This is a genomic window from Cypionkella sp. PAMC25878, assembly GCF_058135695.1.
This window is the reverse complement of sequence record NZ_CM176871.1, coordinates 1087349-1105948: the sequence shown is the minus strand read 5'-3', so window position 1 is coordinate 1105948 and position 18600 is coordinate 1087349. Positions and strand designations below refer to the sequence as shown.

Here is an 18600-nt window from a genome sequence, read left to right as displayed (position 1 = left end):
AACGGGGCCGAGGGCATGATCGCCCTCGACCGCCTTTATCAACGGAACAGAGCCAGGATGTTCTGCGGCTGCTGGTTGGCAATCGACAAAGATTGCGTCGCCAGCTGTTGTTGCACCTGCAGCGCCTGCAGACGCGCCGAGGTTTCTTCCATATCGGCATCCACCAACGTGCCGATGCCCGATTTCAGCGCATCTGACAGTTTGCCGACAAAGTCGCTCTGAATTTCGATCCGCTTCTGTGACGAACCAAATTCCGAGGCCGCATCAATCGAGGTTTGCACCATCGCCTCAATACTGCCCAAGGCCGTCGCGGCCCCCGAAGACGTGGTGACATCAATCGACGCCAGCGCCCCAAGCCCACCCGAGGAGGCGTTCTTGAACTGACCGCTGACCGAAAGGTCTTTGGTGCCAGCATTGGTGAATGACAGCAAACCGGGGCTGCCAGAGTCGTAATCCACCGTCAGACCGGACACACCCAGCGCGTCGATGGCATTCTTCATCCCCACCGCCACCAGATCGGCGATGGTATTCGCGCCGCTGGTCACATCATTGGCCGACACGGTGTAGGAGGCGGTCTTGTCGCCGATCCGCATACTGACCTTATCGCCCGCCGCCCAAGCGGTCGCCCCGTCTTGGATGGTGATGTCATCGGTGCCGCCACCCTGATCCAGCGTCAGCACAAAGGTATCGGCATCGGTCGAAACCGTACCGCCGGTCGAGGCCCCGAACACATCATTGGCCGCATAGGCTCCCGTCGACAGGTTTTGCGCGTTCACCGTGATCGACGAAGACGTAACACCCGTCCCGCTGCGATCCAACGAGGACAGAACATCTATCGACGTTTGCGAGCCGTTGATCAGGTTCAGCCCGTTGAACTGCGCCGCCCCCACCACCGAATTGATCTGGCCTGTCAGCGCATCAATATCGGTCTGGATCTTGGTGCGATCAACGTTGCTGCCCTGCGCCGACACGATCTTGCCTTTGATCTGGGTCAGCAGACCTGTCACGGTTTCCGAGGCTTCGCGCGCCACGGTCAGCGTCGACGAGCCAAGGTTTAGACTGTCAGAGATACCCTTAAAGCCTTCAACGTCAGATTCCATCACCTTGGAAATTGCCCAGACCGCGGCGTTGTCTTTGGCGTTGGCCACCGATTTACCCGTCGAAATCTCCGACTGGGTTTTGTTCATATTGTGGTTGATGCTTTTCATGGTCTGAAGCGCAACCATGGCACTGTTATTGGTCAAAATGGACGACATTGTCTGTTCCTTCGCGATCTGCCTGCGCTTTGCGCCCGGCATGGTGCGCCATCTTGCGATGGCTGATTTGGCGTTCTACCCGCTGCATCCAGAACCCGTTTCAGATCAGAGCCTGTTCCAGATGCGCCACCCCGTCGTGGGATGCAGATTGAATAAACAGCCAAAAGTTCTAACAGAATTCTAATGCCGCCCGACCATATGCGGCGGATTTGAAGCAAACCTTCACAACCGCCGCGACAATTCGCGCTGGCCACTCGGGCCCGAGCGTTGGCCGTTCTCGTCATAGGTCACCAGCCCGCTTGCGATTTGCCGCACATCCTTCATGCGTTGAATGGCTGCACGCACGCCCTTGGCCGCCGCACCCGCACTGATCGCGTTGCGCTCCGCTCTGCGTTGCAGCCGCCACAGCGCCTTCTCGTCCAAATGCTGCGGTAGATTGGCCAATGCCGTATCCAACGCAGGCGAAAGCTGCCCCAACGCGTCATAATCCGCCGCCAGAATCGCCGCGTGCATCGCTTCCATTAAGCTTTCAATCTGCATCTCAGCCTGCATGATCTTGTCCTTTCGTCATGGCGTGAAACAACTGTTCGGCCAGCCCGATGCCACCCTTTTCAACCATCTGCCGGGCCTGTTCATCGCGCAGGAAGGATCCAAACTGATCCTCACCAATACCTCCGCCGAAACTCTCCGGGGTTTTGCCAACCCCCGCATATCCCAGCATTTCTGACAGAAAACTGGCCTCCAGCGCTTTGGCCTGCACCATCATCGGATTGTCATCGGCAGTCTTACGGAAGGGCTGCATGGGCGGGGTGGAAGAAATCTGCATCAAAAGCTCCTGATCCTTCGGATTTTTCCTAGTATCGGCGATGGCGGTAAACAGGTGGTAACCAATCAGCGGAATAAAGGGACTCAGAGCGGTAGAAGTCGGTGAGAGATGATTCCCATAATCCATCAAGGTTTACACATTCTGGCTTTGGGCCCGCGCGGCCCTGCCGATGATATTCCGGATGCTCCGGGGTTTCTCGCGGCGCTTGCGGCGCAGGATGACAGCCAAAGCCCACCCGTTGCAGCGGTCAACGCCGAAGCCTGTCTTGCGGCCGGCATGGTCATGCCCGCCCCGCCAATTCTGCAAACCCAACCGATTCTGGTGGCGGAATCGATTCTAACCGCTCCGCCCATTTCGACCCCTGATCCAGCCGCCGCATATCCAACAGCCGCCCCAGCAACAGAAGCAAGCCCATCAGCGCTTGGCTCTGCGCCGACTGTCCCGCAGACGATGCCGATCTCCACCCCTGTGCCCTTGGGGCTGACACCAGAGAATAAACCGCAGCCTGCCACTTTCGGGGCTGCGGAAATCCCCGCTACAAGCATCTCAAAACCAGAGCTGCCGCTTGCGTCGGGCGATCCTTCGCCTCCGATCACACCCTCCGAAAAACCGCGCGATGTCGTCCCCGCCGAGGCCGCCCCTATCCTGACACCGACACCGACACCGACACCGACACCGACACCACAAGACACCAACGCCCTCGCACGCAAATCAATAGCCGCCCCGACAGCGATCATCGCAAAGACCAGTGTCGCAGCCGCAGTCTTGGTTCCAATAATCACTGCCGCAGAAATCGTCGCCCCGGCGCAAACGGCCGACCAACCCGCCGATAGACCCACCCGCATAAACCGGCCTGCGATGACGCCCGCCCCGCTTCGCGCCGAAGCAAACACCCCCCCGCTTCAGGCGTTTCCCCCGCACGCTTTCCCCAATCAAACCTCGGCAGATCAAGCTGCATCACAGCAGATTCTGCCCGTAGAAGCCCAGCCAGATAAAACCCTTCCCGCCCAAGCTCTGTTCACTCAAATCCAGCCAGGTCAAATCCCAGAGGACCAAACTCAGGACACCCCATCATCCCCAGTGCCAGAGCATAAGCCAAGCATTTCCCCCGCAGAATCCGCATGGCTAACCCGCCTTCAAGTCACTGTGCCGATTGGTTCGCTCCACATACCAAACATCTCACCTAATCGGATGCGGGTTGATGCGCATGCGTCCAAAACGGACAGTCCCGAAGTGGATGGCCCCGCCCCTGCAAATGCGTGGCCCGAGACCGATAGCATTGATCTCAAGTCATTTGTTCCGCCAAACACGCGTGCGAATGTGGCCCCGATCCCGCAAGTCGCCGATAGCCCGAATCCGCGAACCCCCAAGGTTGACACCGCGCCAGCCCAACACCCAGCTGCGCCTACTTCGGCACAGCTATCCCCAGCCATGACACCCAAACCAACAGCCGATGCCGCCGTACCGCCCAATCCGCCCGCAGCACTGCCAGATCAGACCACACTCCAGCCCACCCCCGATCAGGTCAACCAGCAGGCAAACCCGGCGTCAGCGCAGCCGATCCCTCCCCATCAGACGGTGCAAACGCAAGCCCTGCCGCCTGCCCTTGCCACTGCTGTTCCGGCACAACTCCTCCACCACATCACCGCCGCGAAAACCGACGGCGTTGATGTGCTGCTGCAACCCGAGGAACTCGGCCACGTCAAGTTTCAGATCCAGCAACACGGCGAGACCGTCCGCATCCTGCTCAGCGCCGAGCGCCCGGAAACCCTTGATCTGTTGCGGCGGCACTCTGATCAGTTGCTGCAAGAATTCCGTCAATCTGGGTTTTCGCAAGCCTCGCTCAACTTCGGCCAATGGGGTCAGCAACAAAGATCCCCCACACCGCCACCCGAACCTATCGCGCTGTCCGACGCAGACTTCGTCGAGCCCCACCCCACCCCACGACCCATTTCTACCGCCGCTGTCGCACCGTCTGGGCAGGGGCTTAATCTCCGGCTCTAAAGCCTTTCGAACCCAGTTAGAAAAGCGAAGCACCTGAAATCAACGTACCTCGAAAAGCTCTTGAAAGGAGCATCTGATGGAAACCTCCGCCGTCACCACAGCCCAGACAACTGCCAATAGAACCCCTTCCAAAACCGCCGTCTCGACAGATTTTGATACGTTTCTAAAGATGATGACGACGCAAATGAAGAACCAAGACCCGACGAAGCCGATTGATTCGGCAGATTATGCGGTGCAACTGGCGACCTTTTCCGGGGTCGAGCAGCAGACCAAAACCAACCAACTGCTCGAAGGGCTGACCAGCCAGTTCGGCGTTCTTGGCATGGCGCAGCTGGCGGCTTGGGTCGGGCAAGAGGCCCGCTCTGCCGCCCCGGTCTATCTGGGCGACGATCCCGTCACCATCAGCTATCAGCCCAAAATCCACGCCGATCGCGCGGTTCTGGTGGTGAAAAATGCGCAAGATCAGGTCGTCTCCCGCGAAGATGTCTCGCGAGAGGGCGGAACCTATCAATGGCTTGGCGCGGATGCAGCCGGAAATCCTCTGCCGAATGGCATCTATTCCCTCAGCCTTGAAAGCTATAGCGGCACGCAGCAGTTGGGCGATGCCGCAGCCGTCGAATCCTATGCAAAGATCCTTGAGGCACGTGGCGGGGCCAATGGCCCAACACTGGTTTTGGCGGGCGGGGTCGAGGTAAACGCCACAGAAATCACTGCCCTGCGCGTGCCTTAGAGCGGGTCAGGTCTTGATAGAAACATGCTTATCGAAAACGCGCTAGAGCATCTGCGAGAGGCCGCGATTTTCGATTCAATCTAAACCTGACACGCTTTAGCTACAGGATACGCCCCAGCCAAATCCCCAAGGCGAACACCACAAACGCCGCCAAAACCAGCCGCAGCGCGAATAACCGGGGCCGGGTTTTCACAGGCGGCGGGCTTTCGGCCTGCGCGATCAAAGCCGCTTCCACCAGTCGCGGCAAACGCGGCCCAAACCGCGCCAACACCCGCGCCGTCTGCGCCAGATCGCGCAGCAACGCGAGTGGTCCGACATTGCGGCTGACATAGGTTTCCACCACGGGCTTTGCGACCTGCCAGATGTTGATATTCGGGTCCAAACTGCGCGCGACACCTTCCACCACCACCATCGTGCGCTGCAACAAGATCAGCTCGGTGCGGGTTTCCATGCCAAATCTCTCTGTCACTTCAAAGAGATAAGATAACAGCCGCGCCATCGACACCCGCGTGGCCTCTAGACCGAAAATCGGCTCGCCCACCGCGCGTAAAGCCCGTGCAAACTCGTCAATATCGCGGTCTGGCGGCACATAGCCTGCCTCAAAATGCACCTCGGCCACCCGGCGATAATCACGACCAATGAAGCCCATCAGAATTTCCGCATAGACCCGGCGGGTATATTCATCAATCCGCCCCATAATGCCGAAATCATAGGCGATCAGATTGCCATTCGCCGCCACTTTCAGATTGCCCTGATGCATATCGCCATGGAAAAATCCGTCGCGCAGCGCATGAGACAGAAACAGTTGCAGCACCCGCGCGCCCAAAGCCTTGCGATCCAAACCCGCCGCATCCAGTGCTGCGTTATCGGCCAAATTGATCCCCTCGGCCCAATCCAGCGTCATCACCGAGCGGCCCGACAGATCCCACACCACTTTCGGCACCTGAAACCCGGCGTCATTCTTGGTGTTATCGGCAAATTCCGAGGCCGCAGAGGATTCCAGCCGCAAATCTAACTCACCCAGCACCACGCCTTCAAAATGCGTGATCACATCCAACGGCCGCAACCGCCGCGATGAGGGCGACAAAAACTCAATCGTCCGCGCCGCAAAATAGAACGCGTCGATGTCGCGGCGAAACGCCCGCTCAATCCCCGGCCGCAGCACCTTCACCGCCACATCCTGCCCATTGCTGCGCAGCGTCGCGCGATGCACCTGCGCGATAGATGCCGCCGCCACAGGCTCGGAAAAGCTCGAAAACACCTCATCCACCGGCAGCCGTAATTCTTCCGCCACCATCGCCTTGGCCACAGCAGTCGGGAAGGGCGGCAGCTTATCTTGCAGATATTTCAACTGCAGAGCCAATTCTTCGCCGACAATATCCGGTCGTGTCGATAAAATCTGACCGAACTTGATATAGGCAGGTCCCAACGCCGTCAGCGCCCGCGTTATCGGCGGCAAGGCGAGATCACCCTGCAACCCCAGCCACTTAAACGGCCAACCCAGCATCCGTGCGGCAAAGCGCAGGCGCGGCGTCACCTGCATCGCCTCCAGCGCCACCGCCATCGCTCCAGTGCGCTCAAACGTCGCCCCGGTGCGGATCAGCCGCCAGATATTATGCGGTCCTCTCACAGTTTCCAGCCTGAATGCAGCGCCGCGATGCCCATTGTCAGGTTGCGATATTTCACCTGATCGAACCTAGCGCTGCGGATCATGCTGGCAAATGCCTCTTGTTCGGGGAATTTACGGATCGACTCGACCAAATACTGATACGATTCCCGATCCCCCGCCACCACCTGCCCCATCACTGGGATCACGTTGAAGCTATACTTATCATAAACCCATTGCGCCAAGTCATTGGGAATCCGCGAAAACTCCAGCACCATCAGCCGCCCGCCGGGGCGCAGAACCCGGTAGGCCTCGCGCAAAGCATCGCCAATCCGCGTCACATTCCTGATGCCAAAGGAAATCGTGTAGACATCAAACGAATTGTCCGCAAACGGCAGCGCCATCGCATCGCCCACCACCCAATCGAGCCGCGCCGCCATCTGATCCGCCTCAGCGCGTTGCCGCCCCGAGACCAGCATCGACTCGGTCAAATCGCACACAACCGCCGTCGACCCCTCCGCCCGCCTCATGAACCGAAACGCCACATCCCCGGTGCCCCCCGCCACATCCAGCAGCCGCTGACCGGGCCGCGGCGCCAGCCAATCCATCATCGCGTCTTTCCACAACCGATGCATCCCGCCCGACATCAGATCGTTCATGATGTCATACTTGCTGGCCACCCGGGTGAACACGCCATGCACCATGCCGGCCTTGTCGGCCTCGGGCACGGTTTGATAGCCGAAATGCGTGGTGCTGTCGTTCATCTCTTGCCGTCCTGTGATTGCACCCCCCTTATAGGGACGCACGGCCAAACCCTCAATGCGCCGATCTGTCACCGCCCGAAGCCGAGGTTCCATGCCCGAACTGCCCGAAGTCGAAACAGTCCGCCGAGGCCTTTTGCCCGCCATGGAGGGCCGCCTCATCACCCGAGCCGAGGTCAACCGCCCCAATCTGCGCTGGCCGCTGCCCTTCAATATGGCCGAACGCCTGACGGACAAGCGCGTTCTCGCCCTGCGCCGCCGCTCAAAATACATCCTCGCCGACCTCTCCTCCGGCGAAACTCTGTTGATTCACCTTGGCATGTCGGGCCGGATGCTCGTTTCGGGCATCACTCTTGGCGATTTTTACCACGACCACGCCGCCCCCGAGAAACACGACCACGTTGTCCTCCACTTAGAGGGCGGCGCGCGCGTCACCTTCAACGACGCCCGCCGCTTTGGCGCGATGGATTTGCTGCCCACCCTCACCGCCGAAAGTCATCCGCTGCTTGCTGAAATCGGCCCCGAACCTCTGGGTAACGCTTTCGACGAATCCTATCTCTCGGCGAAACTCAAAGACCGCAACACCCCGATCAAATCCGCCCTGCTCGACCAACACCTCGTCGCGGGCCTCGGCAATATTTACGTCTGCGAAGTGCTCTACCGCGCCCGCATCGCCCCCAACACCCGTGCCGGAAGCATCGCAAACGCAGGTTCACTTGTGCCGATCATCCGCGAAGTGCTGCTAGAGGCCATCGAAGCAGGCGGCTCCAGTCTGAAAGACTACCGCCGCACCGATGGCGAGCTGGGCTATTTCCAAAAAGCCTTCGCCGTCTATGGGCGCGAAGGCCAGCCTTGCCAAACCCCCGGCTGCACCGCCACAATCGCCCGCATGGTGCAATCGGGGCGCTCGTCCTTCTACTGCCCCACCTGCCAAAGCTAAGGAACCGACATGCCCGAGACCCTGATCATCGAAATCGCCAACCATGTCGCCCTGATCCGTCTGAACCGGCCCGAGGCGCTCAATGCCCTCAATCAACAACTCATGTCCGAACTCGCCACCACTCTACAGGCAATGGACATCGACGAAGCCGTCCGCTGCATCGTCATCACCGGGTCGGAAAAAGCCTTCGCCGCAGGCGCAGACATCCGCGAGATGGCCGGGAAAACCTTCGCCGAAGCCTTCGTCGCCGACATCTTCGGCCCTGAAACCGAGGCCATCCAGCGCATCCGCAAACCGATCATCGCCGCCGTCGCAGGCTTTGCTTTGGGCGGTGGCTGCGAACTTGCCATGATGTGCGATTTCATCCTCGCCGCCGACAGCGCTAAATTCGGCCAGCCCGAGATCAACCTCGGCATCATCGCAGGCATGGGCGGCACCCAACGCCTGACCCGCGCTGTTGGCAAAGCCAAGGCGATGGAGATGAACCTCACAGGCCGCATGATGGACGCCGTTGAGGCCGAACGCGCAGGCCTTGTCAGCCGCATCATCCCCGCCGCCGATCTGATCGACGAAGCCCTGAAAACCGCCGCAAAAATCGCCGCAAAATCGGCCATTTCCATCCGTGCCGCGAAAGAATCCGTCAACCGCGCCCACGAGTCCACCCTGCGCGAAGGCCTGCTCCATGAGCGCCGCCTATTTCACGCGATGTTCGCCACCGAAGACCAAAAAGAAGGTATGGCCGCCTTCATCGAAAAACGCCCCGCCAAATTCACCGACCGCTAAAGCGAGTCCTCACCCACACACCACGCCGCCCCGGCCCTGAGCCGGGGCCTCGCCTTATCGCCATAACTGCCAAACCGCTAAAGCCAGCCCTTCCACCTAAAAAACGCATAGGTCAGCACCGCCGACCCCACCATTATCACCAGCGCCATCGGATAGCCCAGTTTCCACGCCAATTCCGGCATGAAATCGAAGTTCATCCCGTACAGGCTGGCGATCAGCGTCGGCGGGCTGAACAGCACGGCGACTACCGACACGATCCGCACCGTGGTGTTCTGCGCGAGGTTAATCCGCCCCATCGTCGCATCCGACATCAGCCCCAGCCGGGATGACAGAAAATCCGCATGCACCTCCAGCGCCTCAATGTCACGCAATTGGCCTTTCAGCACCATGCCCAACCCTTCGGTGCCCAGCCGATGCCCCAGCATCTGATCGACATAGTTCAGCGCGCGCCCCAAAGTCAAAAGCGCCAGCCGCACCCGGCCCAGCCGCTCACCCTCCGCCCCCAGACTGCTCAAAGCGCTTTCTAGATCCTTTTGCTGATGCCCCTTTGCCCCCGGGTGATACGTCTGACGCGACACCTTATCCAAACCTGTCCCCGCGATTTCCAAATGGTCCGCCAGCCGCCCGATCACCTCCTCGATCAGCCCCAGAAAAATCCGATCCGGCGTCGAGCATCCCAAAGAACTCTTGCCCGCCCGCGCCGGATAAGTCTCAAACGGACGCGGCGCATGATGCCGCACCGTCACCAGCCGCGCTTTGGACACCGCAAAGCACACCGGGCTCATCACCTGTTCGCCCGCCGCATCCTGCCCCGGTAAAACCACGGTCAGATAGTCAATCTCATCCTCATGGTAGAGGCGGTTTGAGATTTCGATTTCTTCCATATCCGTCAGCGTCGGCACATCGAAGGCCAGCGCGCGCACGGCCGCTTCTTCTTCAGGCGTCGCGCGAAACAGATCAATCCACTCCGCATGTTCCAGCACCGCACCCTCGGGCAGCACCTCCAACCGCTTGTTGGCAAAATGATACGCCGTCAGCATTTGCGCCCTCCGCAAGACAATCCCCTTGCCTAACGCCAAATGCCGCTATGGCCAAGCCACCGTTTTGCGCAGCCTAGGTTCCCACCAACCGCGCTCAATCACTTCGACTTGTCTAAAATGCCATCCTCTGCGCGCAAATATCCAACGAGTTTGCCATTGGTTCGCCACCGGTCCGAGAACCAATGGCATGAGGGGATGAAACCCCCGGCGGCCAGTCCAAAATCCCTACCGCAATCCGTCTTTCCCTTCGGCCGTCTCATGGGTCAAACCGCCCACACGCGCCAAAGGTCGCCCGCCATCGGTCACCGCCACCGCCACCATAATCTCGTCAGCCCGAGGCGCATCATTCAGCCGCACCTCAATCGCGTCGAAATGGCTGCGCACAAAGGCCGCATCCTTATGCCCCAAAGGCACATCCAAAACCTGCCCCGGCCCGCCCATCTTCTTTGACGATGGCACCAAAGCCGCCCCGCCACCCACAGCCACCCGCAACGGCGCGCCCAGCTTGGGATGCAGGATCGCCGCCGCATGTTCCAACTCGCCCAACTCGCCAACCATCGCCGCCTTGCCGTAACTCTGCGCCTGCGCAGGCAAAATCCCCAACGCCGCCACACAACGCTGCCCCAACAACGCACCCAATTCCGCGCCAATATCCATCAGCACCGTCAAATCCTCGACATAAAGCCCCGCAAACGGATTGGCGATCACCGCCACCGCCACCGCCTTGCGCGCCGCAGGACTGACGCTCTGCCCCGCCTCGATATGCGTTTCCTCAACCCACACCGCGATCTTGCGAATATCCGCGCTCATCGCAGACCATCCTCGCCCTTGATCTGACTGGCCTCCAACCCGCCCATCCGCGAATGCACCCTTGGCCCGGTCGTCATCACCAGCACCACCATCAACTCCCCAGCACGGGGCGAGTCGTTCATCCCCACCTCCATCGAGTCAAAATGACTGCGCACATAGGCCGCGTTCACATGGGTAATCGGCACATCCAACCGCGCGCCCACACCGCCCACCTTCTTCGCCGAGGGCACAATCGCCTTCGCGCCACCCAACACCTCGCGCATCGCATAGCCGCCCGGCGCATGCCACAAAGCCCCATGCTCCAACTCACCGCCGCTGCCAACCAAAGTGGCCTTGCCGTAACCTTCAATCGCCGCAGCATCACCGCCCAGCACCGCCAGCAAACGCTGCGCCATCATCAGCCCCAACGGCTTCAGATCCTCCATAAACGGCTGCAAATCCTCAACATATTTTCCCGCGAACGGGTTCGAAATCACCGCCATAATCGCCCCCCGCTTCGGCGGATTGGCCGATACTGGCCCGCCTTCATGGAAGATTTCCTCCACCACAGTGGCGATCTTACGCACAACAACTTCAGGCATCACACAGGCTCCCGTCAGGAATTAAACTCAACGCAGCCTGCCCGACCATCCGAGCCTGCCCCTTCAAAAACAGCGCCGCCGCCAGAGCCAGCCCGCGCCCACAGATATCTTCTGCCACAGCGACACCGCGCTCCAGCGCCTCAGCCACTTCTTCAGTACTCAACGCCCCCACCGAAACCGTCACCAGCCGCGCGCCCAAATCGCTATCCGGCTGCAAACCGACAGCAGGCGCGCGCCCAACCCCCGGATGCCCTGGCACATCCACCGCGTTGCAGATCATCGTCGCCGCCACATCCGCTTCCGCCGCAGACCGAGCCAACACCGTCACCGCATCCGCAATCCCCAGCGAGAAACTCCGACCGCCCCAGCCACTCGTCGCCACACCCCGCGCGGCATCGGCAAAGCCCACATCAATCCGCCCCAAAGCCGCACCATCCAGCCCCGCCACCGCCATCCGAAACCGCGCGCCTTGCGCCAAATGAAACGCAATATCCCCGCCATTGTTGACATAAGCCCGCGTCAAAGGCCCAGCCGCAACCATCGCCGCCAGAACCTCCTCCGCCACTGCCCCCGCCACCGCCGCCATCGGCGTTACGAATACCGCTGAATGAGGCCGCACGGCAGACACCATCCGCCGCGCCGCCAGTCCGACAGGAACTTCACCCACCTCTTGCCGCAGCAAAGCCAACTCCGCCACCAACTCGTCCAAAATCGTCTCAAATCGCACCCGCGCCGCCTCAAACGCCAAATCCCGCGCGCCCTCCGCCCCGATGATCAGATCAATCGGCCCATGCTGCAAATGCAACCGTTCCCGATCCGGCAACAGGCGCGCAACTGCCCCCATCACCGCCCCCACGGGAAATTCCGCGCATCCTGCGGATCACGCCCCTCACCCGGCTCCACCCGCCGCACGGCAGCCCCCATCACCGCTTCAACCGGCTGCACATGTTCCAAATGACCGCCCAAAGCCGCGTAATCCGACAGCCGTAGCGTGAACTCAATCGGTGCCACCAAAGCCGGAGTCGGCACATAACCAAACGAATTGGCGGGCATCGCCATCACATCCGCCATCACCGTAATCCCGCCCCCCGGCCAGACATAGGCTGAGGCCCCGCCACACGACACCCGCGTCAAAGCCGCCTTCACCGATTGCGTCAAGCGCACCGGATTGGTCGTCACCCCCGCCCGCAAAGATCCGCCGGCCCCACCCATAAACAGCACCGAACACACCGAAGGCTCGCAATTTTCAGCAATCCGTTCCGCCGAAGCCCGGATTACCGCCGGAGCCTCCACCGCCCGCGGCACCAGCGTGTCATCCAGCTCATAATAGGCCCACTGTTCGCCCGTCGTCGACACCATCAGCATCCGCAACCCCGGCCAAGCCACCTTCGGATCGAACGCATTGAGAATCGTCAACGGATCATCCACATCGGTGCCGCCCCAGCCCGTCCCCGGATGCGCCACCTGAAAATACCGCCCCGGAGTCGAGCGCCGCCCTTTCATCTTGATCCCCGTCGGGGCCACATCCAGCAGCTTCCCCGCCTGATGCTCTGACAAAACCCCGGTGATATGGTCATCAACAACAACAACCTCATCGAGATGCCCGACCCACTGTTTGGCAAACATCCCAATCGTCGCCGAGCCACACCCAACCCGCATCAGCTTTTCCGGCACGCCATTGATAATCGGCGCCTGCCCCGCCTGCAAAATCACCGTCGCGCCATCGTCAATCGCCATCTCCACCGCTTCCCGATTGCACAGCCGCATCAGCGCATCACAGGTCACCCGGCCCTCTTTCTTAGACCCCCCCGTCAGATGCAAAACGCCGCCCAGCGACAGCATGGAAGACCCATATTCCCCCGTCATCACATGCCCGATCGCCTCGCCATCGACCCGCACATAAGCCCTCTCGGCCCCGATATGCCGATCGGTGTCGATCTTAACCTTGACGCCGCAATAGCTGAAAATCCCCTCGGTCACGACCGTGACCATATCGACGCCTTCAACCGCTTGGCTGACAATAAACGGCGCAGGCTTGTAGTCGGGGTAAGTCGTCCCCGCCCCCACCGCCGTGATAAAAGGGCGATGGCCCTTGATCACATCGCCGTCCCAATCATCCTGCTGCCCATCCAGAAACGGCACAGCCGCCGCCCCCGATTGCAACACGGTCAACGGATCCAGCCGCACCAAAACCCCGGCATGGTTGGCATAGCGATCACAAGCCCCCGCCCGCCCGTCCGCGATGTAGCACATCACCGGACAGGCATCGCAGCGGATCTTTTCCGGCGTCACAGCTTCATTCATAACCAGCCTCCTTCAACGCCGCCCGCACCCGTGAAGGTGTCGCGGGCACGCGCGTTATAGCCACCCCCGTCGCATGACGGATCGCATTCAGTATCGCGGGCGCAGTCGGGATCAGCACATGCTCGCCCAGCCCTTTCGCGCCATAAGGCCCATGCGCATCGGCCTCCTCGATGATCAGGGTTTCAATCGGCGGCACATCCCCAATCGTCGGGATCAGATAATCATGGAGATTTTCCGTGCGTCCCGGCAGATATTCCTCGGTCAGCGCCATGCCCAACCCCTGCGCAATGCCGCCCTGCACTTGGCCTTCCACCAACAGCGGATTGATCGCCCGGCCCACATCATGCGCCGCCACAAACCGCAGCGGCTTCACCAGACCCAGCTTCAGATCAACCTCCACCACCACCAAATGTGCCGCATAACCAAACTGCGCGTAAGGCGAGCCCTGCCCATTGGCATCCAGCGGCAAAGTCGGCGGATCATAGCGTTCCTCTGCCCGAAGCACATAACCCTCGCCGTCCGGCGCCAAATCGGCCAGTTCCACCCGATGCACGCCTGCGCCGTCCGTCACCTCCACCACACCCCGACCAAACCGCAACACCGCATCCGCCGCCGCATTGCACCGCTCTAAAATCATCGCCCGCAAGGAAACCCCCGCCAACCGCGCCGCATTGCCACTCACAAACGTCTGGCGCGAGGCCGAGGTTTTCCCCGCATCCGGCGTCACATCGGTATCCGGTCCGACCAGCACCAGCCCAGCAACATCCGCGCCCAAAGCCGTCGCAAAAATCTGCGCGATCACGGTGTTGGAGCCCTGCCCAATATCCATCGCGCCCTGATGCAGCACCACAACCCCATCCGCCCGCAGTCCCGCCTTGATCGTCGACGGGTTAGGCAACGAGGTATTGCCACAACCATACCAGCCCGAAGCAATCCCCACCCCGCGCTTCAACACCTTGTTATGACGGTTAAAAGCTGCCACCTCTGTCTTACCCGCCGCCCAAGCTGGTCGCAAAGCCTCCAAACACGCCTTGATCCCCACCCCTTGGGCAAACACCTGTCCGCACACCGTAGGCTGACCATTCTCCAAAGCATTCAGCAGGCGAAACTCCAGCGCATCCATCCCCAGCTTGTCGGCCAAAGCGTCAAACAAACTCTCCTGCGCGATCGCCGACTGCGGCACGCCAAAGCCCCGAAACGCCCCCGAAGATGGGCAATGCGTATGAACAGCCCGCGACTGCGCCAGATAATCCGGCACCAGATAAGGGCCAGAGGCATGCACCGGCACCCGGTTCGACACCGTCGGCCCCCAAGACGCATAGGCCCCGGTGTTGAAATCGCCCTCAAACCCCATCCCACTCAGGCGACCGTCCTGCGTCGCCCCAATCCGCAAATGAATAGCCGAAGGATGCCGCTTGGTGGTCGATTGCATCGACTCGGCCCGTGAATAAGTAATCCGCACCGGCTTGCCGGTTTTCAAAGCCGCCAAAGCCACAAACGGCTGCACCGAAATATCCAACTTCGAGCCGAACCCGCCACCCACCGCCGTAGGCACTATCCTGATCGCCTCTCGCGGCATCGCCAAAATCTCGGCCATGGAATCAAGGTCCATCACCGGGGCCTGCGTGCAGGCATAAATCTCCACCCGCCCATCCACCACCTGCGCAAACCCCGCCTCAGGCTCGATATAGGCGTGTTCGACAAAGCCGCTCTCAAACCGAGCCTCGACCACCACATCGGCCCGTTTCAGCGCCGCGTCCGCATCGCCCCGTTTTACGAACCCACCGCACATCAGATTGCCCGCACGCCCCGCGTGCAACAACGGCGCGCCCTCTGCCAAAGCCTCCGCCACCGTCTGCACGCTCGGCAAAACCTGCCACGTCACCGGGAAACTGGCCGGATCAAACGCAGCCATAACCTCTGCCGAACCCACAACCGCCGCGATAGCCTCCCCCCGAAAGCGGGCCTCGGCTTCCGCAAACACCGGCTGATCCACAAACGCCGGAATAACGCCAAACGCATTGCGCCCCGGCACATCCGCAGCCGTCAGCACACAGTCCACCCCCGGCAACCCGGCAATAAACGTCTCTAAATCGCCAAAAACAAACCCCGCGCGCGGGTGGGGCGAGCGGATCACCTTCACCACCAACGCCCCCTCTGGCGCCACATCATCGCCAAACGCCTCGCGCCCCTCCACCTTCGCCAGCCCGTCCAGCCTACGCATCGCCACGCCAACACCGCCCGAAACCGCAGGCGCAACAGCCCCCGACCCCGCCGCAACCACCGCATCAATAATCTGGCGATACCCGGTGCAGCGGCACAAAACCCCGCCCAAAGCATCCTGAACCTGCCCAGCGTCAGGCTGCGGCACGTCGCGCAGCAAAGCCACCGCCGACACCATCATCCCCGGCGTGCAGACCCCACATTGCGCCGCCTGATGATCCTGAAAACTCGCCACCAAAGCCCGCCCTTGCGCGCCATCCAACAGCCCTCGAACTGTCTCAACCCGCTTCCCCGCCGCCTGATGCGCCGCCATCAAGCACGCACAGACCACATCGCCCTCAACCAAAACCGAACACGCGCCGCAATCGCCCGCATTGCAGCCAATCTTCACTTCTCGCGCGCCCAAGCGTTCGCGCAAAGCATAAGACAACCGCTCGCCCGGCTCCGGCGCGACCCGCACCGCGCTGCCGTTCAGCACAAACCCCACATCCGCGATGGCCCGAAAATTATCCATTCGCCCGAACCCCCTGCGCCACCAGATCGCCCAACAGCCGAGAAACCATCTCCACCACCGCCTCCAGCCGATACTCCCCCGACCCGCGCACATCCGCAATCGGCGCCAACCCCGCCAAACTTGCCACATCCACAGGCAAAACCGCCCCCACCGAAATCCCCTCTAACCGAGCCTCCAACACCGACAACCGCCGCGCCACAGGCGAACACGCCCCCACCGCCACGCGAGCATCCACAATCCGCCCCGCCTCAATGCGCAAACTCGCCGCCACCATCGCAATGCTGATCACCAGATACCGCCGCGCCCCCAGCTTGCGAAACCCCGCCACCGTTCCCGCAGCCAAATCAGGTGCTAACAAGGCCGAAACCAACTCGTCCGCCGCCCGTGCCGTCCGCCTCACCCCCGTCACGAACTCCGCCAAAGCCAGCCGCCGCAACCCGCGCCGCGACACCAGTTCCACCTCGGCCCCCAAACACAACAACGGCGGCATCCCATCCGCCGCAGGCGAGGCGTTGCATAAATTGCCCGCCAGCGTCCCCGCGTTCTGGATCTGCAAAGACCCCACTTCCCGCGCCGCCGCTTTCAGCCCATCAAAAGCAGACGGCAAATCGGCCCCCACAACATCGCTCCACCGCGTCACAGCCCCCAACCGCCAGCCACCCGGCACGCGAGAAATCCCGCGAAACCCCGGCAGCCCGGTCACATCCAGCAACGACACTTTCGGCAAAACCTCCCCCGCCTGCGGAAACCAATCGGTTCCCCCCGCAATCACCGACACGCAGCCACGCTCCAGCGCTGCAAACGCATCCGCCATATTGTCAGGGCAAAGATAGGCCATCGCAGGAATCCCCGGCATCAAAACATGTTTGCATACGAATAAGAAACCGTGCAACCATTTCTGTCAAACGCTATCTTGCACCCACCTCACCATCCCCCTTGATCGCCTCAATAAACATGTTAGCCTACGAATAAATTAGGAGGCCAAAATGTCCGACCAACCCACAAAACTGGTGATCCGCAATATCGGCTTGATGCTGTCGGGCCGGATGGAGCAACCCATCCTCGACGCCGATTGCCTGATCGCCGAGAACGGCAAGATCACCGCTTGGGGGCGTGAGGCTGATCTCGACACCGAACACGCCACTACCCTGATCAACGCCAATGGTGCCACCCTCACCCCCGGCCTGATCGACAGCCATGTGCATCCGGTGATCGGCGATTACACCCCGCGCCAACAGCAGTTGCACTGGATCGACTCCACCCTGCACGGCGGCGTCACCACGCTGATTTCGGCCGGAGAAGTCCACATGCCCGGCCGCCCGCGTGACGTTATCGGCCTCAAGGCGATGGCGATTGCCGCCCAGCGCTGGTATGAAAACTTCCGCCCCTCGGGTGTCAAAGTCATGGCAGGCGCGCCGGTCATCGAACACGGCATGGTTGAGCAAGACTTCAAAGACCTTGCCGATGCAGGCGTCAAACTGCTGGGCGAGGTTGGCCTCGGCACCGTTAAAGATGGCAAAACCGCGCAGCAAATGGTCAGTTGGGCGCGCAAATACGGCATCCAAAGCACCATCCACACCGGCGGCCCGTCGATCCCCGGATCGGGCCTGATCGACGCCGATATGGTGCTGGAAACCGGAACCGACGTGATCGGCCATATCAACGGCGGCCACTCGGCGCTGCCCGACGATCAGATCATCTGCATCTGCGAAAGCTGCAAGGCAGGGCTGGAAATCGTCCACAACGGCAACGAACGCGCCGCCCTTCTCACCCTCAACACTGCGCGCGAGTTGAAAGAGCTCGACCGCATCATCCTCGGCACCGATGGCCCCGCCGGATCAGGCGTGCAGCCCTTGGGCATCCTGCGGATGATCGCCATGCTCTCCAGCCTCGGCAATATGCCCGCCGAATTGGCGTTCTGCTTTGGCACCGGCAACACAACCCGCCAGCGCAATCTGGATACAGGCATGATCGAAAAAGGCTTCTGCGCCGATTTAGTTTTGATGGATCAGGCCCAGCACACCCCCGGCAAAACCATCCTCGAATCCATCCAATTCGGCAACCTGCCCGGCATTGGCATGACCATCATCGACGGTGCCATCACCAGCCAACGCAGCCGCAACACGCCCCCCGCTTGGCGCATCCCCTCGGTGGAGCGTCAACCCGCGCCCAGCGCTGGCTCTGGGCACTAGCCCACCACCCCCGCTTCTGTTTAGCTGCCG

General features: G+C 61.1%; 19 protein-coding genes. 6 read left to right on the top strand and 13 right to left on the bottom strand.

Translation table 11 applies throughout. The features are described from left to right. Positions 1-38 precede the first annotated feature (38 nt). Positions 39-1256, bottom strand: coding sequence for a flagellin N-terminal helical domain-containing protein (locus ACS5RD_RS05130; RefSeq protein ID WP_489930289.1), 1218 nt, complete (start codon positions 1254-1256; stop codon positions 39-41). Between ACS5RD_RS05130 and ACS5RD_RS05125 the strand changes: the two genes are divergently transcribed. After that, a complete protein-coding gene (locus ACS5RD_RS05125) occupies positions 1225-1440 on the top strand; it encodes a hypothetical protein (RefSeq protein WP_489930288.1) in 216 nt (71 codons plus the stop codon). The two genes, ACS5RD_RS05130 and ACS5RD_RS05125, sit on opposite strands and share 32 nt — an antisense overlap. A 38-nt stretch (positions 1441-1478) precedes the next feature. Here ACS5RD_RS05125 and ACS5RD_RS05120 read toward each other — a convergent pair whose 3' ends face one another. The 3 genes from ACS5RD_RS05120 to ACS5RD_RS05110 all read right to left on the bottom strand — a co-directional run bounded on the left by ACS5RD_RS05120 (position 1479) and on the right by ACS5RD_RS05110 (position 2497). Continuing rightward, on the bottom strand, positions 1479-1808 hold the full coding sequence (locus tag ACS5RD_RS05120; protein ID WP_489930287.1) for a hypothetical protein: 330 nt from the start codon (positions 1806-1808) through the stop codon (positions 1479-1481). Beyond that, positions 1798-2082: a rod-binding protein gene (locus tag ACS5RD_RS05115; RefSeq protein WP_489930286.1), complete on the bottom strand. Its 285-nt coding sequence runs from the start codon at positions 2080-2082 to the stop codon at positions 1798-1800. Before ACS5RD_RS05115 ends, ACS5RD_RS05120 begins: the two co-directional genes overlap by 11 nt. A 280-nt stretch (positions 2083-2362) precedes the next feature. Next, positions 2363-2497: a hypothetical protein gene (locus ACS5RD_RS05110; RefSeq protein ID WP_268871779.1), complete on the bottom strand. Its 135-nt coding sequence runs from the start codon at positions 2495-2497 to the stop codon at positions 2363-2365. 1016 nt (positions 2498-3513) lie between these two features. On the opposite strand from ACS5RD_RS05110, the gene ACS5RD_RS05105 reads away from it, so the two are divergent. Continuing rightward, complete coding sequence (locus ACS5RD_RS05105; protein WP_489930285.1) at positions 3514-4086, top strand: flagellar hook-length control protein FliK; 573 nt, start codon at positions 3514-3516, stop codon at positions 4084-4086. A 76-nt stretch (positions 4087-4162) separates the two neighbouring features. After that, positions 4163-4816: a flagellar hook capping FlgD N-terminal domain-containing protein gene (locus tag ACS5RD_RS05100; protein WP_489930284.1), complete on the top strand. Its 654-nt coding sequence runs from the start codon at positions 4163-4165 to the stop codon at positions 4814-4816. A 100-nt stretch (positions 4817-4916) separates the two neighbouring features. On the opposite strand, the gene ubiB is transcribed toward ACS5RD_RS05100, so the two are convergent. Next, positions 4917-6446, bottom strand: a complete 1530-nt coding sequence (gene ubiB, locus ACS5RD_RS05095; protein ID WP_054005522.1) for a 2-polyprenylphenol 6-hydroxylase — start codon at positions 6444-6446, stop codon at positions 4917-4919. Further along, positions 6443-7186 (bottom strand): bifunctional demethylmenaquinone methyltransferase/2-methoxy-6-polyprenyl-1,4-benzoquinol methylase UbiE, encoded by a 744-nt coding sequence (gene ubiE / locus ACS5RD_RS05090; RefSeq protein ID WP_054005603.1) that lies wholly within the window; start codon positions 7184-7186, stop codon positions 6443-6445. The genes ubiB and ubiE overlap by 4 nt, the downstream gene beginning before the upstream one ends. Positions 7187-7277: 91 nt before the next feature. Between ubiE and mutM the strand changes: the two genes are divergently transcribed. Both mutM and ACS5RD_RS05080 read left to right on the top strand, forming a co-directional pair. Then, positions 7278-8123, top strand: a complete 846-nt coding sequence (gene mutM, locus ACS5RD_RS05085; RefSeq protein WP_489930283.1) for a bifunctional DNA-formamidopyrimidine glycosylase/DNA-(apurinic or apyrimidinic site) lyase — start codon at positions 7278-7280, stop codon at positions 8121-8123. Between the two features lie 9 nt (positions 8124-8132). Then, the gene (locus ACS5RD_RS05080) at positions 8133-8906 is read left to right on the top strand and encodes an enoyl-CoA hydratase (RefSeq protein WP_489930282.1); all 774 of its coding nucleotides are present in this window, start codon (positions 8133-8135) and stop codon (positions 8904-8906) included. A gap of 77 nt (positions 8907-8983) precedes the next feature. Here ACS5RD_RS05080 and ACS5RD_RS05075 read toward each other — a convergent pair whose 3' ends face one another. The 7 genes from ACS5RD_RS05075 to ACS5RD_RS05045 form a co-directional block, all read right to left on the bottom strand. After that, a complete protein-coding gene (locus tag ACS5RD_RS05075) occupies positions 8984-9946 on the bottom strand; it encodes a magnesium transporter CorA family protein (RefSeq protein ID WP_054005525.1) in 963 nt (320 codons plus the stop codon). 225 nt (positions 9947-10171) lie between these two features. Further along, entirely contained in the window at positions 10172-10756 is a 585-nt protein-coding gene (locus ACS5RD_RS05070) for an amino acid synthesis family protein (protein WP_489930281.1), read from the bottom strand. Then, positions 10753-11337, bottom strand: a complete 585-nt coding sequence (locus ACS5RD_RS05065; RefSeq protein WP_489930280.1) for an amino acid synthesis family protein — start codon at positions 11335-11337, stop codon at positions 10753-10755. The genes ACS5RD_RS05070 and ACS5RD_RS05065 overlap by 4 nt, the downstream gene beginning before the upstream one ends. After that, positions 11330-12181, bottom strand: a complete 852-nt coding sequence (locus ACS5RD_RS05060; RefSeq protein WP_489930279.1) for a UPF0280 family protein — start codon at positions 12179-12181, stop codon at positions 11330-11332. Before ACS5RD_RS05060 ends, ACS5RD_RS05065 begins: the two co-directional genes overlap by 8 nt. Then, entirely contained in the window at positions 12181-13641 is a 1461-nt protein-coding gene (locus tag ACS5RD_RS05055) for a 6-hydroxynicotinate reductase (RefSeq protein WP_489930278.1), read from the bottom strand. Before ACS5RD_RS05055 ends, ACS5RD_RS05060 begins: the two co-directional genes overlap by 1 nt. Continuing rightward, complete coding sequence (locus ACS5RD_RS05050; RefSeq protein WP_489930277.1) at positions 13634-16378, bottom strand: molybdopterin-dependent oxidoreductase; 2745 nt, start codon at positions 16376-16378, stop codon at positions 13634-13636. Before ACS5RD_RS05050 ends, ACS5RD_RS05055 begins: the two co-directional genes overlap by 8 nt. Beyond that, entirely contained in the window at positions 16371-17216 is an 846-nt protein-coding gene (locus tag ACS5RD_RS05045) for an FAD binding domain-containing protein (RefSeq protein WP_489930276.1), read from the bottom strand. Before ACS5RD_RS05045 ends, ACS5RD_RS05050 begins: the two co-directional genes overlap by 8 nt. A 148-nt stretch (positions 17217-17364) precedes the next feature. Between ACS5RD_RS05045 and ACS5RD_RS05040 the strand changes: the two genes are divergently transcribed. Continuing rightward, complete coding sequence (locus tag ACS5RD_RS05040; protein ID WP_489930275.1) at positions 17365-18570, top strand: amidohydrolase family protein; 1206 nt, start codon at positions 17365-17367, stop codon at positions 18568-18570. The last annotated feature ends 30 nt before the right edge of the window (positions 18571-18600 follow it).